The sequence below is a fragment of the Promicromonospora sp. NPDC019610 genome (genome assembly GCF_044389365.1).
Lineage (GTDB): Bacteria > Actinomycetota > Actinomycetes > Actinomycetales > Cellulomonadaceae > Promicromonospora.
In genome coordinates, this window is the sequence record NZ_JBIRXX010000002.1 from 1,429,512 (window position 1) to 1,449,346 (window position 19,835).

The 19,835-nt window shown below is 72.7% G+C and carries 16 protein-coding genes; 4 read left to right on the forward strand and 12 right to left on the reverse strand.

Annotated elements, in window-relative coordinates; translation table 11 throughout:
- Positions 1 to 77 precede the first annotated feature (77 nt).
- From ACH45N_RS18040 to ACH45N_RS18055, 4 genes are all read right to left on the reverse strand, one after another.
- Positions 78 to 371 carry a hypothetical protein gene (locus tag ACH45N_RS18040; RefSeq protein ID WP_397396309.1) on the reverse strand — a complete coding sequence of 98 codons (294 nt, stop codon included), beginning with the start codon at positions 369 to 371 and terminating at the stop codon, positions 78 to 80.
- A 29-nt stretch (positions 372 to 400) separates the two neighbouring features.
- The gene (locus ACH45N_RS18045) at positions 401 to 1,501 is read right to left on the reverse strand and encodes a C2 family cysteine protease (protein ID WP_397396311.1); all 1,101 of its coding nucleotides are present in this window, start codon (positions 1,499 to 1,501) and stop codon (positions 401 to 403) included.
- 185 nt (positions 1,502 to 1,686) lie between these two features.
- Positions 1,687 to 4,650 (reverse strand): excinuclease ABC subunit UvrA, encoded by a 2,964-nt coding sequence (gene uvrA / locus ACH45N_RS18050; RefSeq protein WP_397396313.1) that lies wholly within the window; start codon positions 4,648 to 4,650, stop codon positions 1,687 to 1,689.
- An 81-nt stretch (positions 4,651 to 4,731) separates the two neighbouring features.
- Positions 4,732 to 7,527 (reverse strand): tetratricopeptide repeat protein, encoded by a 2,796-nt coding sequence (locus tag ACH45N_RS18055; protein ID WP_397396314.1) that lies wholly within the window; start codon positions 7,525 to 7,527, stop codon positions 4,732 to 4,734.
- A gap of 204 nt (positions 7,528 to 7,731) precedes the next feature.
- Here ACH45N_RS18055 and ACH45N_RS18060 point away from each other — a divergent pair, with 204 nt between their 5' ends.
- Positions 7,732 to 7,968, forward strand: coding sequence for a hypothetical protein (locus tag ACH45N_RS18060; RefSeq protein ID WP_020014780.1), 237 nt, complete (start codon positions 7,732 to 7,734; stop codon positions 7,966 to 7,968).
- An 88-nt stretch (positions 7,969 to 8,056) separates the two neighbouring features.
- Here the strand turns inward: ACH45N_RS18060 and sthA are convergent, their stop codons facing one another.
- Positions 8,057 to 9,475, reverse strand: coding sequence for a Si-specific NAD(P)(+) transhydrogenase (gene sthA / locus ACH45N_RS18065; RefSeq protein WP_397396317.1), 1,419 nt, complete (start codon positions 9,473 to 9,475; stop codon positions 8,057 to 8,059).
- A gap of 88 nt (positions 9,476 to 9,563) precedes the next feature.
- Here sthA and ACH45N_RS18070 point away from each other — a divergent pair, with 88 nt between their 5' ends.
- Positions 9,564 to 9,845: a YciI family protein gene (locus ACH45N_RS18070; protein WP_377228526.1), complete on the forward strand. Its 282-nt coding sequence runs from the start codon at positions 9,564 to 9,566 to the stop codon at positions 9,843 to 9,845.
- Positions 9,846 to 9,982: 137 nt separating this feature from the next.
- Positions 9,983 to 10,852: a hypothetical protein gene (locus ACH45N_RS18075; protein WP_397396319.1), complete on the forward strand. Its 870-nt coding sequence runs from the start codon at positions 9,983 to 9,985 to the stop codon at positions 10,850 to 10,852.
- Positions 10,853 to 10,999: 147 nt separating this feature from the next.
- Here ACH45N_RS18075 and ACH45N_RS18080 read toward each other — a convergent pair whose 3' ends face one another.
- The 6 genes from ACH45N_RS18080 to coaE form a co-directional block, all read right to left on the reverse strand.
- A complete protein-coding gene (locus tag ACH45N_RS18080) occupies positions 11,000 to 12,028 on the reverse strand; it encodes a TerC family protein (RefSeq protein ID WP_397396321.1) in 1,029 nt (342 codons plus the stop codon).
- A gap of 257 nt (positions 12,029 to 12,285) precedes the next feature.
- Complete coding sequence (locus tag ACH45N_RS18085) at positions 12,286 to 13,257, reverse strand: NAD(P)-dependent alcohol dehydrogenase (RefSeq protein ID WP_397396323.1); 972 nt, start codon at positions 13,255 to 13,257, stop codon at positions 12,286 to 12,288.
- A gap of 106 nt (positions 13,258 to 13,363) precedes the next feature.
- Complete coding sequence (locus tag ACH45N_RS18090) at positions 13,364 to 13,792, reverse strand: VOC family protein (RefSeq protein WP_397396325.1); 429 nt, start codon at positions 13,790 to 13,792, stop codon at positions 13,364 to 13,366.
- A 63-nt stretch (positions 13,793 to 13,855) separates the two neighbouring features.
- Complete coding sequence (uvrB, locus tag ACH45N_RS18095) at positions 13,856 to 15,967, reverse strand: excinuclease ABC subunit UvrB (protein ID WP_397396327.1); 2,112 nt, start codon at positions 15,965 to 15,967, stop codon at positions 13,856 to 13,858.
- A gap of 37 nt (positions 15,968 to 16,004) precedes the next feature.
- A complete protein-coding gene (locus tag ACH45N_RS18100; RefSeq protein WP_397396329.1) occupies positions 16,005 to 16,691 on the reverse strand; it encodes a pyroglutamyl-peptidase I in 687 nt (228 codons plus the stop codon).
- 31 nt (positions 16,692 to 16,722) lie between these two features.
- Entirely contained in the window at positions 16,723 to 17,352 is a 630-nt protein-coding gene (gene coaE, locus ACH45N_RS18105) for a dephospho-CoA kinase (protein ID WP_397396331.1), read from the reverse strand.
- Between the two features lie 123 nt (positions 17,353 to 17,475).
- Here coaE and ACH45N_RS18110 point away from each other — a divergent pair, with 123 nt between their 5' ends.
- Positions 17,476 to 18,450, forward strand: a complete 975-nt coding sequence (locus ACH45N_RS18110) for an alpha/beta hydrolase (protein WP_397396333.1) — start codon at positions 17,476 to 17,478, stop codon at positions 18,448 to 18,450.
- 19 nt (positions 18,451 to 18,469) lie between these two features.
- Here ACH45N_RS18110 and ACH45N_RS18115 read toward each other — a convergent pair whose 3' ends face one another.
- Entirely contained in the window at positions 18,470 to 19,702 is a 1,233-nt protein-coding gene (locus ACH45N_RS18115) for a cytochrome P450 (RefSeq protein ID WP_397396335.1), read from the reverse strand.
- Positions 19,703 to 19,835 lie beyond the last annotated feature (133 nt).

The following is a 19,835-nucleotide window of genomic DNA, read 5'->3' on the forward strand; positions in this document are numbered from 1 at the left end:
CTAGCGGGGCGGGGTGACGAGGGCCACGCCTCCCGGGCGGCCGGGCGGGCCGGCCCGGCGGGACTGCCGGGAGCCGGTCAGGCACCCGGGAGCTGACGGACCGTGACCGAGCTCTGCTCCTTCGGCGTGCGCCCGCCCTCGACCCCGACGAGCTCCAGCGTGCCCTCGCCGAACAGGTCCACGCAGTCGCCGACCACGGCGTCGACCGTGGCCCGCCGCCCGTCGTCGGACCGGACCAGGAGCCGCGCCGTCGGCACGCCGTCGCGCGGCCCCGCGATCATGACGCCCACGCGCGTGGCGCCGAACCGCGCCTGCGCGCTCTGCCGCACCCGGACCACCGCGCCCGGGCCCGTCCCCGTGTCGTCCGCCACGGCAGCCCCTCTCCCTCGTTCGGCGGCGGTCACTTCATCGACCCGCCGTAGGTCACGGAGTCGAAGTTCTCATAGAACTCCTCCGCGGACATGGTGATCGTCCCCGGCTTGGTGTTCCCGTCGGAGCCCGTGCCGCCGTCCGGGCCCCACGGGTTGACCAGCGTGATCGTCTTGCCGTCGGCCGAGACGCCGTCCACCACGTACACGTGGTTGTTGACGACCTCCTTGTCCGGCGGCGGGTCGCCGAACCAGCCGCCGCCGTCCGGGCTGGCGGCCACGACCGGCTCGCCGTTGCCCAGCCGGTCGCGGATCGACTCCAGGCTGGGCGGGTCCTCCCACGGCAGGACGGGGTCGAGCGACTCGCTGGACGTGTCCTTGCCCGTCATCATCTCCAGCGCCTTGGCCGCGCTGTCGTACTCGATGTCGTCGTACTGGCCGCCCAGGTGCTGCACGGCGGCCTTCTCGTAGATGGAGATCCACGACGGGTCGCCGTTCGGGTCCCCGGCCGCGTTCTCGTAGACCTTCGAGTCCACGGTGACCTGCACCGGCTCGCCGTCCTCGTAGAACGTCACCGTGTAGGTGCCGTCGTCGTTGCGCTTGATGTGCTCGCGGATCCAGTCCGGGTCCCGCTCGGCGATGGCGCCCGCCGAGGCGAGGAACCAGCAGTCCGCGAGGCTGCCCTGCTCGATCTGGCTCGCGTCGATCGCCTTGTCGTCGAGCGGCACGTTTCCGGCGTCCTCCAGCTTGCCGAGGTCGCCCGCCGCCTTGTCCTTGTCGCCCTGGCCGCCGGACGAGCTCTGGTCGGTGCCCTCGGGACCCCGGCCGGACGCGCCGCCCACGGCGCCGCCGACACCGCCGTCGTACGTCTCGCTCGTCCGCTCCTGGGCGTCCGCGTTCGCGATGACGCGGCGCCCCACCTCCGCGAGGCCCAGCGCGACCGCGCGCAGCGCCCCGGAGTGCGTCACGTGCCACTCCTCGAGGAAGCCCTCGTGGTCGGGTCCGGACCACGCCGTCGTCGAGACCGCCTGCGTGATCTGGCCGACCGCCGTCTCGAGCACGTCGCTCTGCTGGACCATGGTGTTCCCGAGGGTCCGGAGCGCGCTGATGTCCGCGCCGTACATCTCCGACATATCAGGCAACCTCCTCGTCGAGATCACTGTAGAGCACTGCCGCCCGGTGCCGCCAGGACACGTGCCCCGGGCAACGCTTCCCGGCAGGTCCGCGACACGCACCCCCGCAGCGCGCCGGAGGGCCTGGCCGTACCCGTGTCAGGGTTCGGTCCGGCCCTCCGGGCGCCTGGCCGGCGCCGGCCGGCTCAGCCCGCGACGGCGGCCTTGCGCCGGGACCGGCTCGCCGCGGTCCCGTTCGCCTTGGCGCCAGCGGCCTTGGCCTTGGCTGCCTTCGGCGCCCCGTTGGTCGGCGCGGCGTCCACGGGCGCGTGGCCGTCGAGGATCTCGGCGAGGTACGTCCCGGTGTGGCTCTCCGGAACCTCCGCCACGGCCTCGGGCGTGCCCTGCGCCACGACCATGCCGCCGCCGCTGCCACCCTCCGGACCCATGTCGATGACCCAGTCGGCACTCTTGATGACGTCCAGGTTGTGCTCGATCACGATGACCGTGTTGCCCTTGTCCGCCAGCGACTGCAGCACGCCGAGCAGCCGGCGCACGTCCTCGAAGTGCAGACCCGTGGTCGGCTCGTCCAGCACGTAGGCCGAGCGGCCCGAGGACCGCTTCTGCAGCTCCGCCGCCAGCTTGACGCGCTGCGCCTCACCGCCTGACAGCGTGGGGGCGGGCTGCCCGAGCCGCACGTACCCGAGGCCGACGTCGACCAGGGTCGACAGGTGCCGCGAGATCGCCGGGAACGCCTTGAAGAACTCCGCGGCCTCCTCGATCGGCATGTCCAGCACGTCGGCCACCGTCTTGCCCTTGAAGTGCACCTCGAGGGTCTCGCGGTTGTACCGGGCGCCGTGGCAGACCTCGCAGGGCACGTAGACGTCCGGCAGGAAGTTCATCTCGATCTTGATGGTGCCGTCGCCCGCGCACGCCTCGCAGCGCCCGCCCTTGACGTTGAACGAGAAGCGGCCCGGCCCGTAGCCGCGCACCTTGGCCTCCTCGGTCTCCGCGAAGATCTTGCGGATCCGGTCCCACACGCCCGTGTAGGTGGCGGGGTTGGACCGCGGCGTGCGGCCGATCGGCCCCTGGTCCACGTGGACCACCTTGTCGAGCTGGTCCAGGCCCGTCACGCGCCTGTGCCGGCCGGCCACGCGGCGGGCGCCGTTGAGCTGGTTGGCCATGACCGTGTAGAGGATCGAGTTCACGAGCGTCGACTTGCCCGAGCCCGAGACACCCGACACCACGGTCAGCACGCCGAGCGGGAAGGACACGTCGACGTCGCGCAGGTTGTTCTCGTGCGCGCCCACCACCGTGACCTGCCGGTCGGCGTCGACGGGCCGACGCTGCGCCGGGAGCGGGATCGACCGCCGCCCGGCGAGGTACGCGCCCGTGAGGGAGTCCTGCTGCTCCAGCAGGCCGGCGTAGTCGCCCGAGTGGATGACGACGCCGCCGTGCTCGCCCGCGCCCGGGCCAATGTCGACGATCCAGTCGGCCGCGCGGATCGTGTCCTCGTCGTGCTCGACGACGATCAGCGTGTTGCCCAGGTCCCGCAGCCGGGTGAGCGTGTCGATGAGCCGGCGGTTGTCGCGCTGGTGCAGGCCGATCGACGGCTCGTCCAGCACGTACAGCACGCCGACCAGGCCGGAGCCGATCTGGGTCGCGAGCCGGATGCGCTGCGCCTCGCCGCCCGACAGCGTGCCAGCGGGCCGCTCCAGCGTGAGGTAGTGCAGCCCGACGTCGAGCAGGAAGCCCAGGCGCGCGTGGATCTCCTTGAGGACCTCCGTCGCGATCTGGGCCTCGCGGACGCCGAGCTCGATGCCCTTGAGGAACTCGGCGGCCTCCCCCACCGGCAGGCGGCAGACGTCGGCGATGGACAGGCCGTCCACCTTGACCGCGAGCACCTCCGGCTTGAGTCGTGCGCCGCCGCAGGTCGGGCACGGGACCTCGCGCATGTAGGCCTCGTACTTCTCCTTCGACCAGTCCGAGTCGGTCTCGCGGTGACGCCGCTCCAGGAACGTCACCGCACCCTCGAAGCCGGTCGAGTACTGCCGCTCGCGGCCCCACCGGTTCTTGTACTTGACGTGCACCTTGTGGTCGCGACCGTGCAGGATCGCCTCCCGCGCCCGGGCCGGCAGCGCGCGCCACGGCACGTCCATGGAGAACTTCATCTCCTCGGCCAGCGCGGAGAGCACCCGCTCGAAGTACTCCGACGACGTCTGCGCCCACGGGGCGACGGCGCCGCCGCGCAGCGTCTGCTCGTCGTCCGGCACGATGAGGTCGGGGTCGACCTCCAGGCGGAAGCCGATGCCGGTGCACTCGGGGCACGCGCCGTAGGGCGCGTTGAACGAGAAGGTCCGCGGCTCGATCTCGTCGAGCGCCAGGGGGTGCTCGTTGGGGCAGGCGCGCTTCTCGGAGAACTTGCGGGTGCGTGTCGTGTCGTCGATGTCGGCATCGACCAGCTCGATCATCACCAGGCCGTTGGCCAGGGCCAGCGCCGTCTCCACCGAGTCGGTGAGCCGGCGCTGCACGCCGTCGCGCGCCACGAGCCGGTCCACGACCACCTCGATGTCGTGCTTCAGCTTCTTCTCGAGCGTGGGCGGGTCGGTCAGCTGGACCACCTCGCCGTCGACCCGGGCGCGGGAGAAGCCCTTGGCCTGCAGCTCCTTGAAGAGGTCCGCGTACTCGCCCTTGCGGCCGCGCACCACGGGCGCCAGCACCTGGTACCGGGTGTTCTCCGGCAGCTCCAGGATCTGGTCCACGATCTGCTGCGGCGTCTGCGACTGCACCTTCTCGCCGCACACCGGGCAGAACTGCGTGCCCGCGCGCGCGTAGAGCAGGCGCAGGTAGTCGTAGACCTCGGTGATGGTGCCGACGGTGGACCGCGGGTTGCGGTTGGTGGACTTCTGGTCGATCGACACCGCGGGCGACAGGCCCTCGATGAAGTCGACGTCGGGCTTGTCCATCTGGCCCAGGAACTGCCGCGCGTAGGCGGACAGGGACTCGACGTACCGGCGCTGACCCTCGGCGAAGATCGTGTCGAACGCGAGCGACGACTTTCCCGAGCCCGACAGCCCCGTGAAGACGATGAGCCGGTCCCTGGGAAGGTCCAGGTCGACGTTCTTGAGGTTGTGCTCACGGGCACCGGAGACGACGAGACGATTGCTCACAGAGGCATCCTAGGGCGGACCACTGACATTCGCACGGGTGTTCTACGGATCAGGCTGGGAGACTCGTCACATCCGCACGGTTCAGCGGATCGCGCGCCCGTCGACGGCACCGGACCTCCGCACGCGGGCCTGCAGGTCAAGCGCGCGCAGGAGGTCCTGCTCGTGGGCGTACGAGCCGTCGACGAGCCGGCGGCGGACCTGCACGACCTCCTGCGCGTACTCGGCCGCCGTCTCCGACCGCCCGAGCTCGACGTGCACCGCGACGAGGTTGGTCAGCGCGGCCGCCAGGCCCGGCAGGTGCACCTCGGGGCTGCGCCCGGCGAGCTCCCGGCGCAGGCGCACGGCCTCCGTCGTCGGCTCCACGCCCTCCTGCGCCCGGCCCGCGTCGAGGAGCGCGGCGCCGAGGTTGAGCAGCGCGTCGGCCAGGGGAGGCTCGAACCGGCCGGCGTCCTCCTCGGCGAGCTGCCGCAGCAGCCCCACCGCCTCCTGGGTGGGCGCCACGGCGTCGGCCGGCCGGCCGAGCTCGGCGTAGAGCACGCCCAGGTTGGAGAGCGAGTGCGCCAGGTGGTCCTCGCCGGGCTGCCCGTCCTTGGCCAGGGCACGCCGGATCGCGACCGCCTCCCGCTCCAGCGGCAGGGCCTCCTCCGGCTCGCCCGCCCGGGAGTGCGTGACCGCGAGGTTGGACAGGGACGCCGCGAGCATCCGCCGGTACCGCGCCGGGTGCTCGCGGGCGAGCCGGCGGCGCAGCAGCACCGCCTCCCGCTCCAGCGAGACCGCCTCGTCGAGGTCCCCGAGCCGGGAGCGCACCGCGCCGAGCGACGCGAGGCTGTAGGCGAGCGTCCAGGTGTGCGTCGCGGCGTTCTCGCGGACCAGCTCGCGCCGCACGGCGACGGCCTCGCCGAGCGGTTCGACTGCCTCGCGGTCCCGGCCCAGCGCGGCGTACGCGTTGGCCAGGTTCGTCAGGGCGAACCCGAGCTCGTTGCGGTGCCGCTTCGGGGCCTGCCGTACCATCTCGCGGCTGAGCTCCACCGCCTCCCGCGCGAACGGCAGGGCCTCCTGCGGGCGGCTCTCGCCGAGCGTCACCGAACGGTTGGACAGCGCCGTGGTCAGGAACACCGACCACTGCCGCGGGTCGCGCTCCACCAGGGTCCGCAGGATCGGGAGCAGCTCGGCGAAGGTCTCGTCCTCCTCCTGGGGCGAGCCGGCGTCGTTGAGCACCACGTTCAGGCTGATCAGGACGCGCGCCAGCTCCGCCTCGCACCAGCCCCGGTCGCGTTCGGGTGCCGCCCGGCACAGCTCGACCGCCTCCCGGTGGGCGGCCAGCGACTCCCGGCTGTGCCCGGCCCGCCAGCGCGCACTGCCCAGGGCGTTGAGCGCCGAGACCAGCGCGGTGCGGTAGCGGTCGGGGTCGCCGGCGGCGATGCGGCGCCAGGCCTCGACCGCCGAGTCCAGCACCTCCAGCGACTCCGCCACCCGCGCCACGTCGCGCAGCGCGATGCCGAGGTCGACCAGCGCCTCCGCGCGGCCCACGGCGTCCTTCGCGACCGCGACGGCCCGCTCACCGCGGTACACGTCGTCGGGCGAGGCGTCGACGACCGAGCGCTGCTTGAGCAGGAACGCGGTCCGCAGCGCGCGCGGGTCGTCGCCGGAGGAGTCGGCGGCCCGGCGCAGCAGCTCGCCCGCCAGCGCGGTCGCCTCCGGCACCTCGGACAGCTCGACCTCCAGCCGCCGGGCGACCCGCACCACGCGCAGGGCCGCCTTGCGGGACAGGCCCCACGTGCACGAACCGACCAGGGAGACCGAGCGACCGAGCCGGTCGGTGACCAGCAGGTCGCCGAGGCGGTCGGGCCCGGCGGCGCTCGGACCGAGCTCCGCGGTGGCGGCCGGCAGCCCGAGCAGCCAGCGCGCGCCCGCGCGCGCCGGCAGGCCCGGCACCACGCGGCGCAGCACGTCGCGCGCACCCGCCGTGTCGTCGGCCCCGAGCAGGCAGGCCGCCGCGACGACGTCCTGCACCTCGTCCAGGCTCAGCTCGAGCCCGGCCTCCCGCGCGGACGCGGCCCACGAGACGGCGGCCACGGCCAGGAGCCCCCGCAACGGGTTCGGCTCGTGGGCCGGGACCGGCACGCCGGCCACGGTGAGGGCGGCGAGCGCAGCGGCCGCGTGCAGGTCGACCACGCGGGAGCCGTGGTCCGGCTCGTCCGCGGACAGGTCGCCGAGCGCGGGGGACGCCACACCGAGGTGCCCGGCGTACGCCGCGACGGCGGCCTCCAGCACCATGACGTCCGTCAGGTCGGGGGCGAGCGCGGCGTCCAGGGCCGTCTGCGTGGCGTCGCCCGGTCCGAGCTGCGTCCACAGCGTCGAGCCCCAGCGCAGCCGGCGCAGCCACTCCCCCGCGACACGGGCGAGCATGAGCACCCGGGTGCGGCCGCGGGCGGGGCGGGCCAGGGCGTCCAGCATCGCGCCGAGGCCGCGCCGTGCCGCCGCGTCGTCGACGACGAACAGCACGTCGCCCGCGGGGCGGGAGCGGACCGTGGCGGCCTCCTTGCCGCGCGGCACGCGGACGACGGTCCAGCCGGACCCGCTCAGCCGGTCGCCGAGCTCGCCCGCGAGCCGGGTCTTGCCGAAGCCGGCGGGGGCGACGACCAGGCGCAGGCTGACCGGCACGTCCGCCTCGGCCCAGGCGCGGAGCTCGCCGAGCTCCCGCTCGCGGCCCAGGAACGGGACGACGGCGCGGGCCGGGTCGAGCAGCACGGCCGGCCACCGGGCGTCGTCGTGCGGGACGCCCTCGGCCGCAGCCGGGAGCGGGCCGCGGCCCACCGCCGTACGGGCGGTCCGGACCGCGGCAGCCAGCCTGGTCGAGACATCCGGGACCACCACGAGGACCAAGTCAACCGGACGAACGTCCAACACTCAAGAGGTAGCTGACGACTCATTCACCCCGGTAACAAAGCGGGTTCCGACAGATCAGCGCCACTCAGACAATGCGGGCAAAAGTTGCATACCGCCCTCGATCACGACATCCTTCCCTCGGCCGGGTGAGAATCCGGCCGCTCCACGACCGCACGGACGAAAGGCAGGCACGTGAGCCTGAACCTGAACAAGCTCGTCGACAAGGCCTACAAGGACCAGAGCATCGCCGCGATCCTCGCGGCGCCGCCGTCGGCGCTGCTGGGCCTCACGCCCAAGCACGACGAGATGCTCGCCGAGCTCAAGATCAAGACGGTCGCGGACCTGGGCAACTGGCAGCACGCCGTGCACGCCCAGGCGCTCGTGACCCTCGCGGACGCCGAGGTGCCCGCGATCGCCGGCGACAAGTAGCACCGCCGCACCGGTCACGCGCGAGGGCGCCCGTCCACCCCGGGGTGGTCGGGCGCCCTCGCGCGTCGGGCCCCGGACGCATCCGGCCTCAGAGCCCGAACCGCTCCACGTCCCGCATCTTGTTGGTCACGTCCAGCGCCGCGACCTTGTAGGCCTCGGCGAGCGTCGGGTAGTTGAAGACGGTGTCGACCAGGTGGTCCACGGTGCCGCCCGTGGTCATGATCGCCTGCCCGATGTGGATGATCTCCGTGGCGCCCGTCCCGAACACGTGCACGCCCAGCACCTTGCGGTCCTCGGTGGAGACGAGCAGCTTGAGCATCCCGTAGGAGTCGCCGACGATCTGCCCCCGGGCGAGCTCGCGGTAGCGCGCGACGCCCACCTCGTACGGCACGCCCGCGGTGGTGAGCTGGTCCTCGGTGTCCCCGCAGTAGGAGATCTCCGGGATCGTGTAGATCCCGATGGGCTGCAGCTCCAGCACGGACGAGACCGGCTCGCCGAACGCGTGGTACGCCGCGAGGCGCCCCTGCTCCTGCGAGGTCGCCGCGAGCGCGGGGAAGCCGATGACGTCGCCGACGGCGTAGATGTGCTCGACGTCGGTGCGGAACTGCTTGTCGACCTGGAGCCGGCCGCGCCGGTCCGCCGCGAGGCCGGCCGCAGCGAGGTCGAGCCCGTCGGTGGACCCCTGCCGGCCGGCGGAGTACAGGACGCAGTCGGCGGGGACCCGCTTGCCGGAGGCCAGCGTGGTGACGGTGCCGTTCTCTCCCGCGGTGACCGACGCGACGGTCTCCCCCAGCCGGAACGTGACGGACAGGTCGCGGAGCTGGAACTTGAGCGCCTCGACCACCTCGGAGTCGCAGAAGTCGAGGATCTTGTCGCGCGCCTCGACCACGGTGACCCGGGTGCCGAGCGCGGCGAACAGGGAGGCGTACTCGATCCCGATCACGCCGGCGCCGACCACGACCATGGTGCGGGGCACCTGGCTGACGTCGAGGATGCCGTCGGAGTCGACCACGCGGACGCCGTCGAACGCGATGTTGGCGGGCCGCGCGGGCGCGGTGCCGACCGCGATGACCACCTTGTCGGCGGTCAGCCGGCGCACGACGTCGCCCTCGGCGTCGGTCACCTCGAGGTCGTGCGGGCCGGTGAACCGGGCGCTGCCCACGACGGTCTCGACGTCGTTGCGGGCGAGCTGGTTGCGCACCACCTCGATCTCGCGGCCGATGACGTGCTGCAGGCGGGCCAGCAGGTCCGGGACGGTGATGTGCTCCTTGACCCGGTAGCTGGAGCCGTAGACGTCGCGCATCTGCAGGCCCGTCAGGTACAGCACCGCCTCGCGCAGGGTCTTGGACGGGATGGTGCCGGTGTGCAGGCTCACCCCGCCGACCTGGTCGCGCCGTTCCACCACCGCCACGCGCCTGCCGAGCTTGGCGGCGCCGATCGCGGCCTTCTGCCCGCCGGGTCCGGAGCCGATCACGACGAGGTCGAAGTGGTTCTCACGTGCGTCCATGCTCAGAGTGTGGGGCGCGCGCGGGTGCAGGGCGAGCGTCTTCATCAAGAATTAACCGGCTGACCCGGCCGGATGGCAGGCTGCCCCCATGAGCACCTACGCCGTGAGCTACACCTACACCGACGACGTCGCGACCCGCGACGAGGTCCGCCCCGACCACCGCGCCTTCCTGCGCGCCCTCAACGCGGACGGCGTCGTGCGCGCCTCGGGCCCGGTCGACGGCGGGGTCGGTGCCCTGCTGATCCTCGAGGCGGAGTCGGCCGACGCGGCGCTGGCGATCCTGGACGAGGACCCGTTCGCGCTGCGCGGCCTGGTCGCCGAGCGCGGCGTGCGGCAGTGGGACGTGGTGATCGGCGGCCTCGCCGGGTAACACCCGCCAAATTCACCCTATACCCATTCATACAGAGGTTTTTACTTAATAGTCACGTTTCGAGCATGGCGTGGCGCGCTTCGTGGTGCACATGATGCCTGTTCGAACACTGCTGACTAGGTTCGGGGAGGCACTGCATGACCTCTGTCGACGGTACATCGGTGGGATACGACCAGATCGGCCCGCGCATCTGCGTGACGCCGCCCTACTACGCACTCAGCGAGCTGACCAGCCCGGAACCCGGGCTCACCAGCGCACGGGTCCCGGTCCAGTCGCCGACAGGACGGCAGGCCACACCGGTCAACATCGCGGAGGCCGGCCGGCACCTCGCCATCCTCGGCCTCTGCGCGGCGGCCACGACCAACCCGAGCTCCAGGCGGCACTACTACCTCGCGCACCGCGGCGTCGGCCGGATGTACCCGGCCACCGCCGGCCCGCTGACCGCGCTCACCGGGACCGCGAGCGCGCAGATGACGGGCCGGCACCGCGCCGAGGCCCGGACCGAGCTGCGCGATGCCCACGGCAACCTCGTGGCCCAGATGGACGTCGAGTACCTCGTCATGTCCGTACCCGTCTTCCGCCGCATGATGGGGCCGGCCCGGTCCCCGGACGCGGAGGAGCCGGTCAACCCCTACGCCCTGCCCGCCCCGCTCGAGGACGTCGCCACGGACGCCCGGAACGCCGCAGCCAAGCTCGCGGTCGAGGCGTCGATGTGCCGGGGACACTTCGACAGCTATCCGGCGCTGCCCGTGTCGGTGGCCGGCTACGCCGCGTTCGCGCTCTTCGACCACGTGCTGGAGGCCGCGGCGGGCCCCGGCTCCCGCTGGCTGCCGGGGCTCTTCCGGCTGCGGGCGGACAACCTGGCGGCGGCCGGCGAGCTCTGCACCGTGGACGTCGAACCCTCGGCCCCGGCCGAGCCCGCCGTCCACGAGCGGGCGTTCACCGGGACCATCCGGTCCGGCGACCGGGAGATCTTCTCGATCGAGGTCGACTACACGGTGGTCTGATCCGCGGTGGCCTGATCCGCGGCGGTCTGACCGACACTGGCACCGGCACCGACAGCACGCAGGCCGGCGGCCGCGCCCCCCAGGGGACGCGGCCGCCGGTCTGCTGTACCACCGTGCCCGGACCGCTGGGCCGGACCGCTCAGCGGGTCACTTCGTGGCGTCCTCCGGCTCCGGCGCGGGCTGGGCCGCCTCGATCCGCGCGTCGTGCGCCGACTTGATCAGGCTCGCCACGGTGCCGACCACGAGGGAGACCACGATCACCGTGAGCGACAGCCAGATCGGGATCTCGGGCGCCCAGTGGAAGCCCTCGCCGCCGTTGATCCAGGAGATCGAGTTGGTGTGCAGCGCCTCGAGGATCAGCTTGATGCCGATGAAGCCGAGGACGGCCGAGAGCGCGTACGGCAGGTACACCAGCCGGTCGAGCAGCCCGCCCAGCAGGAAGTAGAGCTGGCGCAGGCCCATCAGCGCGAACAGGTTGGTGGCGAACACGATGAACGGGTCCTTCGTGATGCCGAAGATCGCCGGGATCGAGTCGAGCGCGAACAGGACGTCCGTCGAGCCGATCGCCAGGAAGACGATGATCAGCGGCGTGAACAGGCGCCGGCCGTCGACCGTGGTGGTCAGCTTCCCGTCGTTGTACTGGTGGTGCAGCGGCAGGACCCGGCGCATCACCCGGATGAGCGCGTTCTCCTTGTAGTCGTCGTGCTCCTCCTCCTTCTCGGGGATCGCCTGCTGGATCGCCGTGTAGACGAGGAACGCACCGAAGAGGTAGAAGAGCCAGGTGAACTGCTCGAGCAGGGCGGCGCCGGCGAGGATGAACGCGGCACGGAAGAGCAGGGCCATGATGATGCCCACCATGAGCACCTTCTGCTGCTGGTCACGCGGCACCGCGAACCGGGCCATGATGATGACGAACACGAAGAGGTTGTCGACGCTCAGCGAGTACTCCATGAGCCAGCCGGCGTAGAACTCCGCCGCCGGGGTGACGCCGCCGACGGCCCAGACGATGACGCCGTACACCACGGCGAGGGCCACGTAGAAGCTCACCCAGACGGCGCTCTCCTTCATGGTCGGGACGTGCGGTCTGCGCCCGACGATGAGGAGGTCGGCGACCAGCAGCAGGACCATCGCGCCCAGCGAGATCAGTTCGAAGGTCACGGGCAGTTCGTGGACCATTGTTTCCTTCCGGAACAGGGAGGAACGCGCGATCGCATCGAGCCTCCGGTGAGCACAGCAGGGCACCGGAGGTCTTCCTCGCCCGCCCGCGCACCAGCCTGGCCGAGACCACGCACCGGTGCACCACGAGCCGGCCAGGCCGAGCTGGCGTCATCGGCAGCTGTGATGACGACCGGGCCGTTCTGAGGTACTCCCCTCCAACAGAGGGAGAGCATACGGGACGTCAGGTTTGTTCCCGTACGTGATCTACGGCACGTTCAGCGGAGCGTGACCACCAGCTTGCCGCGCGCGTGCCCGTGTCCGGCCACCTGCCGGACGGCGGTCACGGCGCGCTCCAGCGGGTAGGTGGCGCTCACGATCGGCAGCAGCACGCCGTCGGCGACCATGCCGTCCAGCACGGCCAGGTCCTCGCCGCTCGTGGTCGCCGTGACGTTCACGACCCGGTACGGCCGGAACCGCGACAGGAGCGGCGCCACCGCCAGCTCGGGCAGGGGGCCGAGCAGGCCCTCCCGGCTCCCGTCGTTGGCCAGGAGCAGCCCGCCCGGCACGAGCACGCGGCCGAGCGCCCGCAGCGGGTACCGGCCCGCATTGGTGAGGACGACGTCGAAGCGCGGCTCGCCCGCCGTCACGTCGTCCTGCGTGTAGTCGACGACCTCGGACGCGCCGAGCTCGCGCACCATCGCGGCGTTGCGCGGACCGCACACCCCGGTCACGTTCGCACCCCAGGCCGCCGCGATCTGCACCGCGAAGTGCCCGATCCCGCCGCCGGCGCCCGTGATCGCGATGTTCTGCCCGGCCGTGAGCTCGGCGGCGCGCAGGAACTGCAGGGCCGTGACGGCGGCCATCGGCATCGCCGCCGCCTCGACGTGGGCGAGGTCGACCGGCTTGCGGGCGATGCTGCCGACGTCCGCGAGCGCCAGCTCCGCGAACGTGCCGCTCGTCCCGAAGCCGTGGACCTCGTCGCCCGGACCGAACGTGGTGACGCCCGGACCGGCCTCGACCACGACGCCCGAGAGGTCCGCGCCCCGCACCGGGGGCCGCGGGCCGGTGAGGCCGCCGAGCGTCGGGCGGGCGATCAGCGGCTGCCCGGCGGCGTAGTGCCAGTCGTAGGGGTTGACGCCGGCCGCGTGCACCTGGACGAGCACCTGGCCCTCACCGGGCACCGGGTCGGGGACGTCGCGGACCGCGAGGGCGTCCCAGCCGTACCTGTCCTGCGTCAGAGCCCGCATCCGGTCCCGCCACTTCTCCCGACGTGCGCTGCCACCCTGCGCGATCAGGGTCCTCCGGGCGCCGTGAGCGGGTCAAGGATGAACTCGGTGCCTCCCTCCCGGCAGGTCACTGCAGGCAGAACTCGTTGCCCTCGGGGTCGCGCAGCACGATCCAGAACTCACCGAGCTCGGCCACCTCGTCGACGACGCGGGCCCCGAGCGCGGTGACCCGCTCCGCCTCGGCGCGGATCTTCACGATCCGCTCCTCACCGGCCAGGCCCGCGGCCACGTCGACGTCGAGGTGCACGCGGTTCTTGGCCGCCTTGGGCTCGGGCACCTTCTGGATGAAGATGCGCGGGCCCACGCCGTCCGGGTCGCTGACGGCGTTCTTGTCGTTCCACCGTTGCTCGGGCACACCCCAGGCGGTCAGGGCCTCCTCCCAGGTGGCGAAGCCAGCGGGAGGCGCGTCACGCACGTAGCCGAGCACCTCGCACCAGAAGTCTCCCAGCGCGCGCGGGTCGGTCGCGTCGAAGGTCACCTGGAACGTCCGCGCCATGCCGAGGTACTCCGTCCGTCTCGTCCGTCCGTCTGCCTGGTCCGTCCGTGGTCGGCGCCGGCCTCAGGCCGTCGCGGCCTGCATCTGCCGCAGCTCCTTCTTGAGCCCCGAGATCTCGTCGCGCAGGCGCGCGGCGACCTCGAACTGCAGCTCCGCGGCGGCGGCGTGCATCTGGTCGGCGAGCTCCTGGATGAGCTCGGCCAGCTCGCTCGCGGCGGCGCCCGACAGCCGGTTGCCCGACGTCGCGGCCTCCTTGGGCGAACCCGGCACCGGGGCCCGGCCCTCGCCCTTCGACCTGCGGCTGTTGCGGTACCCGCCGGCCAGCAGCTCGGCCGTGTCGAGGTCCTCGCGCGCGAGCATGTCGGTCACGTCGGCGATCTTCTTGCGCAGCGGCTGGGGGTCCAGGCCCCGCTCGGTGTTGTACGCGATCTGCTTCTCGCGACGCCGGTTGGTCTCGTCCAGCGCCATCTGCATGGCGGGCGTGATCTTGTCCGCGTACATGTGCACCTGGCCCGACACGTTACGTGCCGCGCGGCCGATCGTCTGGATCAGCGACCGGCCGGACCGCAGGAAGCCCTCCTTGTCGGCGTCGAGGATCGCGACCAGCGACACCTCGGGCAGGTCGAGGCCCTCGCGCAGCAGGTTGATGCCGACGAGCACGTCGTACTCCCCGAGCCGCAGCTCGCGCAGCAGCTCGACGCGGCGCAGCGTGTCCACGTCGGAGTGCAGGTAGCGCACCCGGACGTTGCGCTCCAGGAAGTAGTCCGTGAGGTCCTCGGCCATCTTCTTGGTCAGCGTGGTCACCAGGACGCGCTCGTCGCGGTCCACGCGGTCACGGATCTCGCCCAGCAGGTCGTCGATCTGGCCGGTCGTCGGCTTGACGACGACCTCGGGGTCGATCAGGCCCGTGGGGCGGATGACCTGCTCGACGACGCCGTCCGACAGCGAGCGCTCGTAGTCGCCGGGCGTGGCCGAGAGGTACACGGTCTGCCCGATGCGCTCGGTGAACTCCTCCCACTTCAGGGGGCGGTTGTCCATCGCGCTCGGCAGCCGGAAGCCGTGGTCGACGAGCGCGCGCTTGCGGGACGCGTCGCCCTCGAACATCGCCCCGATCTGCGGCACCGTCTGGTGCGACTCGTCGATGACGAGCAGGAAGTCCTCGGGGAAGTAGTCGAGCAGCGTGTTGGGCGCGGTGCCCGGCTCGCGGCCGTCGATGTGCATCGAGTAGTTCTCGATGCCGGCGCAGGTGCCGATCGAGCGCATCATCTCGATGTCGTAGGTGGTGCGCATGCGCAGCCGCTGCGCCTCCAGCAGCTTGCCCTGCTTCTCCAGCTCGGCCAGCCGCTCCTCGAGCTCCTTCTCGATGCCGCCGATGGCGCGCTCCATGCGCTCCGGGCCCGCCACGTAGTGCGTGGCCGGGAACACGTAGATCGACTCCTCGCTGCGCACCACGTCGCCCGTGAGCGGGTGGAGCGTCTGGATCGACTCGATCTCGTCGCCGAACATCTCGATGCGGATGGCGAGCTCCTCGTACACCGGGATGATCTCCACCGTGTCGCCGCGCACCCGGAACGTGCCGCGCGTGAACGACATGTCGTTGCGCGTGTACTGCATGGTGACGAACTGGCGCAGCAGGTCGTCACGGTCCACGACGTCCCCGACGTCGAGCCGGACCATGCGGTCGACGTACTCCTGCGGCGTGCCCAGGCCGTAGATGCAGGACACCGAGGCGACCACGACGACGTCGCGCCGCGTCAGCAGCGACGAGGTGGCGGAGTGCCGCAGGCGCTCCACCTCGTCGTTGATCGAGGAGTCCTTCTCGATGTAGGTGTCCGTCTGCGCGATGTACGCCTCGGGCTGGTAGTAGTCGTAGTACGAGACGAAGTACTCGACGGCGTTGTTCGGCAGCAGCTCGCGGAACTCCGTGGCGAGCTGCGCGGCGAGCGTCTTGTTGGGCGCCATGACCAGGGTGGGGCGCTGGAGCTTCTCGACGAGCCAGGCCGTGGTCGCGGACTTGCCCGTACCCGTGGCGCCGAGCAGCACCACGTCCTTCTCGCCCGCCTGGATACGTTCGGTCAGGTCGGCGATGGCCGTCGGCTGGTCGCCGGCGGGCTGGTACTCGGAGATGACCTCGAACGGGGCCACCGTGCGCTGCAGATCGGTCACGGGTCGCATGTCACTACCGTACGGCGGACCACTGACACTCAGGTCCTCAGTGCAGCGTCCCGCCCGCCACGGCGGGTTCCGCCACCTCGCCGCGGGCCGCCGCGAGCGCCGTGCGCACCACGATCTCCAGCGCGCGGGCGAGCTCACCCACCGGGAGGTGCGCCTCGCCGCCGTCCACGAGGGCGGACGCCGACGCCTCGGCCCCGACCTCCTCCGTGGTGCGCGGCACGTGCACGAAGCCGGAGAGCACGCCGGGCCGCGCGGCCAGCGCGTCCTGGAGGGCGTAGAAGGTGGCGTTGCAGACGTACGTGCCGGCGCTGTAGGTGACGCCGGCGGGGATGCCGGCCGCGCGGACGGCGTCGACCGCCGCCTTGACGGGGAGGGTGGCGAACCGGGCGTCGGGGCCGCCGTCGACCACCGGGGCGTCGACCGGCTGGGCGCCGCCGTTGTCGGGGATGCGCGCGTCCATCAGGTTGATCGCCACCCGCTCGACCCGCACCTGGGTGACGCCGGCGGCCAGGCCCACGGCGACGACGACGTCGGGCCGGTGCTCGTCCAGCAGGCGCAGGAACGGGCCGTCCGGCCCGCGGACCTGGTCGAACTCGACCGGGAGGACGGCGGTGACCAGCTCCTCGGGTCCCGCCCAGCGCTCCGCGAGCGCGGCGACCGCCTCGGCGGAGGCGTTGACGGCGTCGCCGCCGAACGGCTCGAACCCCGTGACCAGAACCTTCATCGTGCCTGCTCCTCCCCCGGGGCGGCCCGGTTCAGACGGTGTCCGCCTCCGCCTCCTGCGCGACCTCGCCGGCCACGCGCTGCCACAGCGTATCGACCTGGGAGCGCAGGTCGTCCTCGCTGCCCGAACCGTCGAGGGTGACGTCGGCGGCGGCGAGCCGCTCGTCGTCGCCGGCCTGCGCCGCGATGCGGGCCCGGGCGGCGTCCTCGGACAGGCCCCGGCCCTCCACGAGGCGGCGCACGCGCTGCTCCGCGGGGGTGTGCACCACGACGACGAGGTGGAAGTGCTCGGCCTGCCCGGTCTCGACCAGCAGCGGGATGTCGTGCACCACGACGGCGGCGGGGTCGGCGGCGCCCGCCATGGCCTCGCGCTCCGCGGAGAGCCGGCGCACCTCGGGGTGCACGATCTCGTTCAGGCGGGTGCGCGCGGCGGCGTCCGCGAACACCAGGGCCCCGAGGGCCGGGCGGTCGAGGCCGCCGTCCGCCGTGAGGGCGCCGGGGCCGAACGCCTCGACGATCTCGGCCAGGCCGACTGAGCCGGGGGCGACGGCCTCCCGGGCCAGCAGGTCGTGGTCGACGACGACGGCGCCGAGCTCGGCCAGGCGCTCGGTCGCGACCGACTTGCCGGCCGCGATCCCTCCGGTCAGTCCGATGCGGAACATGGGGTCCTCAGTGCCGGGATCGTTGGAGTTCTGCCGTGGTCCCGGTCGGCACGTACGGTGTGACCGCACGTCCCGCGACCTGGACGGGCACGGGACCACAGTACGCCAGCACGAAGGAGCACGATGATCGTCGACAGGGGCCGCCCGGCCTGGCTCACCTGGACCACCCGGGCGGTCGCCTCCGCCGGGCTGGTCGTCGTGCTGTGGGCCTGCCTGACGGCGTGGGGCGCGGTGGTGCACGGGCATCCCGCGTACGCCGTGCTGCTGGTCCTGACCGTCCTGGGCTGCGCGTGGGCGCTGTGGCGCGGCGTCCGCCCGCGGACCGCCCGGCCGGGCTCGCGCCGGGTCCTGGACGTGGCGCTGGTCGTCGCGGGGGCCGGCTGGATCGCCGCCCTGGCCTGGCTGCGCCCGTTCACCGCCGTGGAGCCGGCGCTGACCGCGATGTTCTCGGACGAGGCCGTCACCGTCACCGAGTCCGCCACGCGGGTGGTGCTCGCGCCGGCCGAGGCGGCGGCCGAGGGCGCCGGCGGGGAGGCCACCGGGACCGCCGTGTTCTTCCAGCCCGGCGCCAAGGTCGAGGCGCGCGCCTACGCCGCGGTGCTCCGGCCGCTGGCCGAGGCGGGGCACACGGTGGTGATCGCCAAGCAGCCGCTCGCCGTCGCGTTCCTCGCCGGCGGGGCCTTCGACGCCGCCCGGGAGGCGGTCCCGGCCGCGGAGCGCTGGGTCGTGGGCGGGCACTCGCTCGGCGGCGTCGTCGCGTCCACGGACGCCGCCGGCGCGGCCGACGACACCGACGCGCCCGCCGTCGGCCTGCTGCTGTACGCGTCCTACCCGGCCGAGGACCTGAGCTCGCTGCCGGTGGCCGTCGAGTCCGTCTCCGCCTCGCGGGACGGGCTCGCCACGCCCGCCAAGATCGACGCCGCGCGCCCGAGCCTGCCGTCGTCCACCACGTACACCGTGGTGGACGGCGCGGTCCACGCCTTCTTCGGCGACTACGGGCCGCAGCCCGGCGACGGCACCGCGACGATCACCCACGACGAGGCCCGGTCCCGGATCTCGGACGCGAGCACGCGGTTCGTCGACGCGGCGGGCCGATAGGGCCGGGCGGCCCGGGTCCTCAGACCCGGGCCGGCGTCCGCGTGGGCTTGCGCTCGGGCGTGAACGCCACCGGCAGCACGGCCGGGTAGCGCGACCACGGCGACGGCGCCCACGTGACCTGCGGGTCGGTGAGCCGCAGGTCCAGGCGCTCCATCAGGCTCTCGACGGCGATCTTCACCACGAGACGCCCCGGGCGGCGGGCGGGGCACGCGTGCGGCCCGACGCCGAACGACAGGTGCGACCGGTTGCCGGCCTCGAACAGGTCGTCCTCGGTGCGCACCCGCGGGTCGTTGTTCGCGGCGGCCAGGCCCATCACGATCGCGTCGCCGGCCCGGATCTGCGCCCGGCCCAGCGTGCAGTCGGTCACGGCGTACCGGGCGGGCAGGTTGGCGACGGGCGGCTCGCCCCAGAGCGTCTCGTCCATCGCGTCGTCCAGCCCGCGGCGCACCCCCGTGACACGGCCCGTGTACCGCGGGTCGGTCAGCATGCGGCGCAGCGTGGCCGCGATCCAGGTCACCAGCATCTCGTTGGCCGCGCAGATCGCCACCACCATCGAGTGCACGATCTCCGTGTCGTCCTCGAAGTTGGGGTGCGCGACGAACTTGGCGGTCAGGTTGGGCCCCGGGTTCTGCCGGGTGGCCTGCACGTGGTCCAGCACGATCTGGTCCATCGTGGTCAGCGCCGCCACCGCGTCGCCGCCGTGCCCGAACACGCCGTGCGCGCAGCGCAGCAGGGCGATGCCCTGCGGCTCGCTGAAGCCGAACATGCCCGAGACGGCCAGGAACGACACCGCGGCCGCGTACTCGCCGATCAGGTCCGCGTCACCCCGGTCCGCGAAGGAGTCGATGAGCCGGCCGCAGACGCCGCGCACCATGGCCGCGGTCTGCGCCTCGTCGATGGAGGCGAACGCCTCGTCCACCGGCAGCCGCAGCCGCCGGTGCTCCGCGCCGTCGGCGTAGTACAGCGCGCGCCGTCCGGCCGGGGAGAGGATCGCGTGCAGCGAGGAGTTCAGCGGCAGCCGCTCGCTCCAGTGCCGCGGGTCCCTGGCGAAGACGCTCTCCGTGCGCATCACCTCCATGACCTCGGCGTGCCCGAGCACCAGCCAGCCGGGGACCCCGGGCTCCAGGTCCACGGGGGCCACGGGGCCCCACTGCTCCTGCAGCTCGCGCAGCGCCGCCGTCATGTCCTCGGCACCGGTCAGCTCCACCAGGGCCAGCCGGCTCCCGCTGCTCTGCGGCTCGAGCTCAGACATGGCACTCCACCCGTCGATATTCATGGACTCATCCATTGATTCATGGGGCGACCTGCGTAGACGCCCGATCGAGGGTTTCTATCACGGCCGACCGGGAACGCGTAACACGCGTGTGGTCCGGATCACCCCAGGG

Bases quoted from the DNA above. Each gene is read 5' to 3' on its own strand.
- coaE (WP_397396331.1), bottom strand. From the start codon at position 17,352: ATGTTCCGCATCGGACTGACCGGAGGGATCGCGGCCGGCAAGTCGGTC.
- ACH45N_RS18080 (WP_397396321.1), bottom strand. From the start codon at position 12,028: ATGGTCCACGAACTGCCCGTGACCTTCGAACTGATCTCGCTGGGCGCG.
- ACH45N_RS18070 (WP_377228526.1), top strand. From the start codon at position 9,564: ATGAGCACCTACGCCGTGAGCTACACCTACACCGACGACGTCGCGACC.
- ACH45N_RS18110 (WP_397396333.1), top strand. From the start codon at position 17,476: ATGATCGTCGACAGGGGCCGCCCGGCCTGGCTCACCTGGACCACCCGG.
- ACH45N_RS18085 (WP_397396323.1), bottom strand. From the start codon at position 13,257: ATGCGGGCTCTGACGCAGGACAGGTACGGCTGGGACGCCCTCGCGGTC.
- sthA (WP_397396317.1), bottom strand. From the start codon at position 9,475: ATGGACGCACGTGAGAACCACTTCGACCTCGTCGTGATCGGCTCCGGA.
- ACH45N_RS18115 (WP_397396335.1), bottom strand. From the start codon at position 19,702: ATGTCTGAGCTCGAGCCGCAGAGCAGCGGGAGCCGGCTGGCCCTGGTG.
- uvrB (WP_397396327.1), bottom strand. From the start codon at position 15,967: ATGCGACCCGTGACCGATCTGCAGCGCACGGTGGCCCCGTTCGAGGTC.
- ACH45N_RS18100 (WP_397396329.1), bottom strand. From the start codon at position 16,691: ATGAAGGTTCTGGTCACGGGGTTCGAGCCGTTCGGCGGCGACGCCGTC.
- ACH45N_RS18075 (WP_397396319.1), top strand. From the start codon at position 9,983: ATGACCTCTGTCGACGGTACATCGGTGGGATACGACCAGATCGGCCCG.
- ACH45N_RS18045 (WP_397396311.1), bottom strand. From the start codon at position 1,501: ATGTCGGAGATGTACGGCGCGGACATCAGCGCGCTCCGGACCCTCGGG.
- ACH45N_RS18090 (WP_397396325.1), bottom strand. From the start codon at position 13,792: ATGGCGCGGACGTTCCAGGTGACCTTCGACGCGACCGACCCGCGCGCG.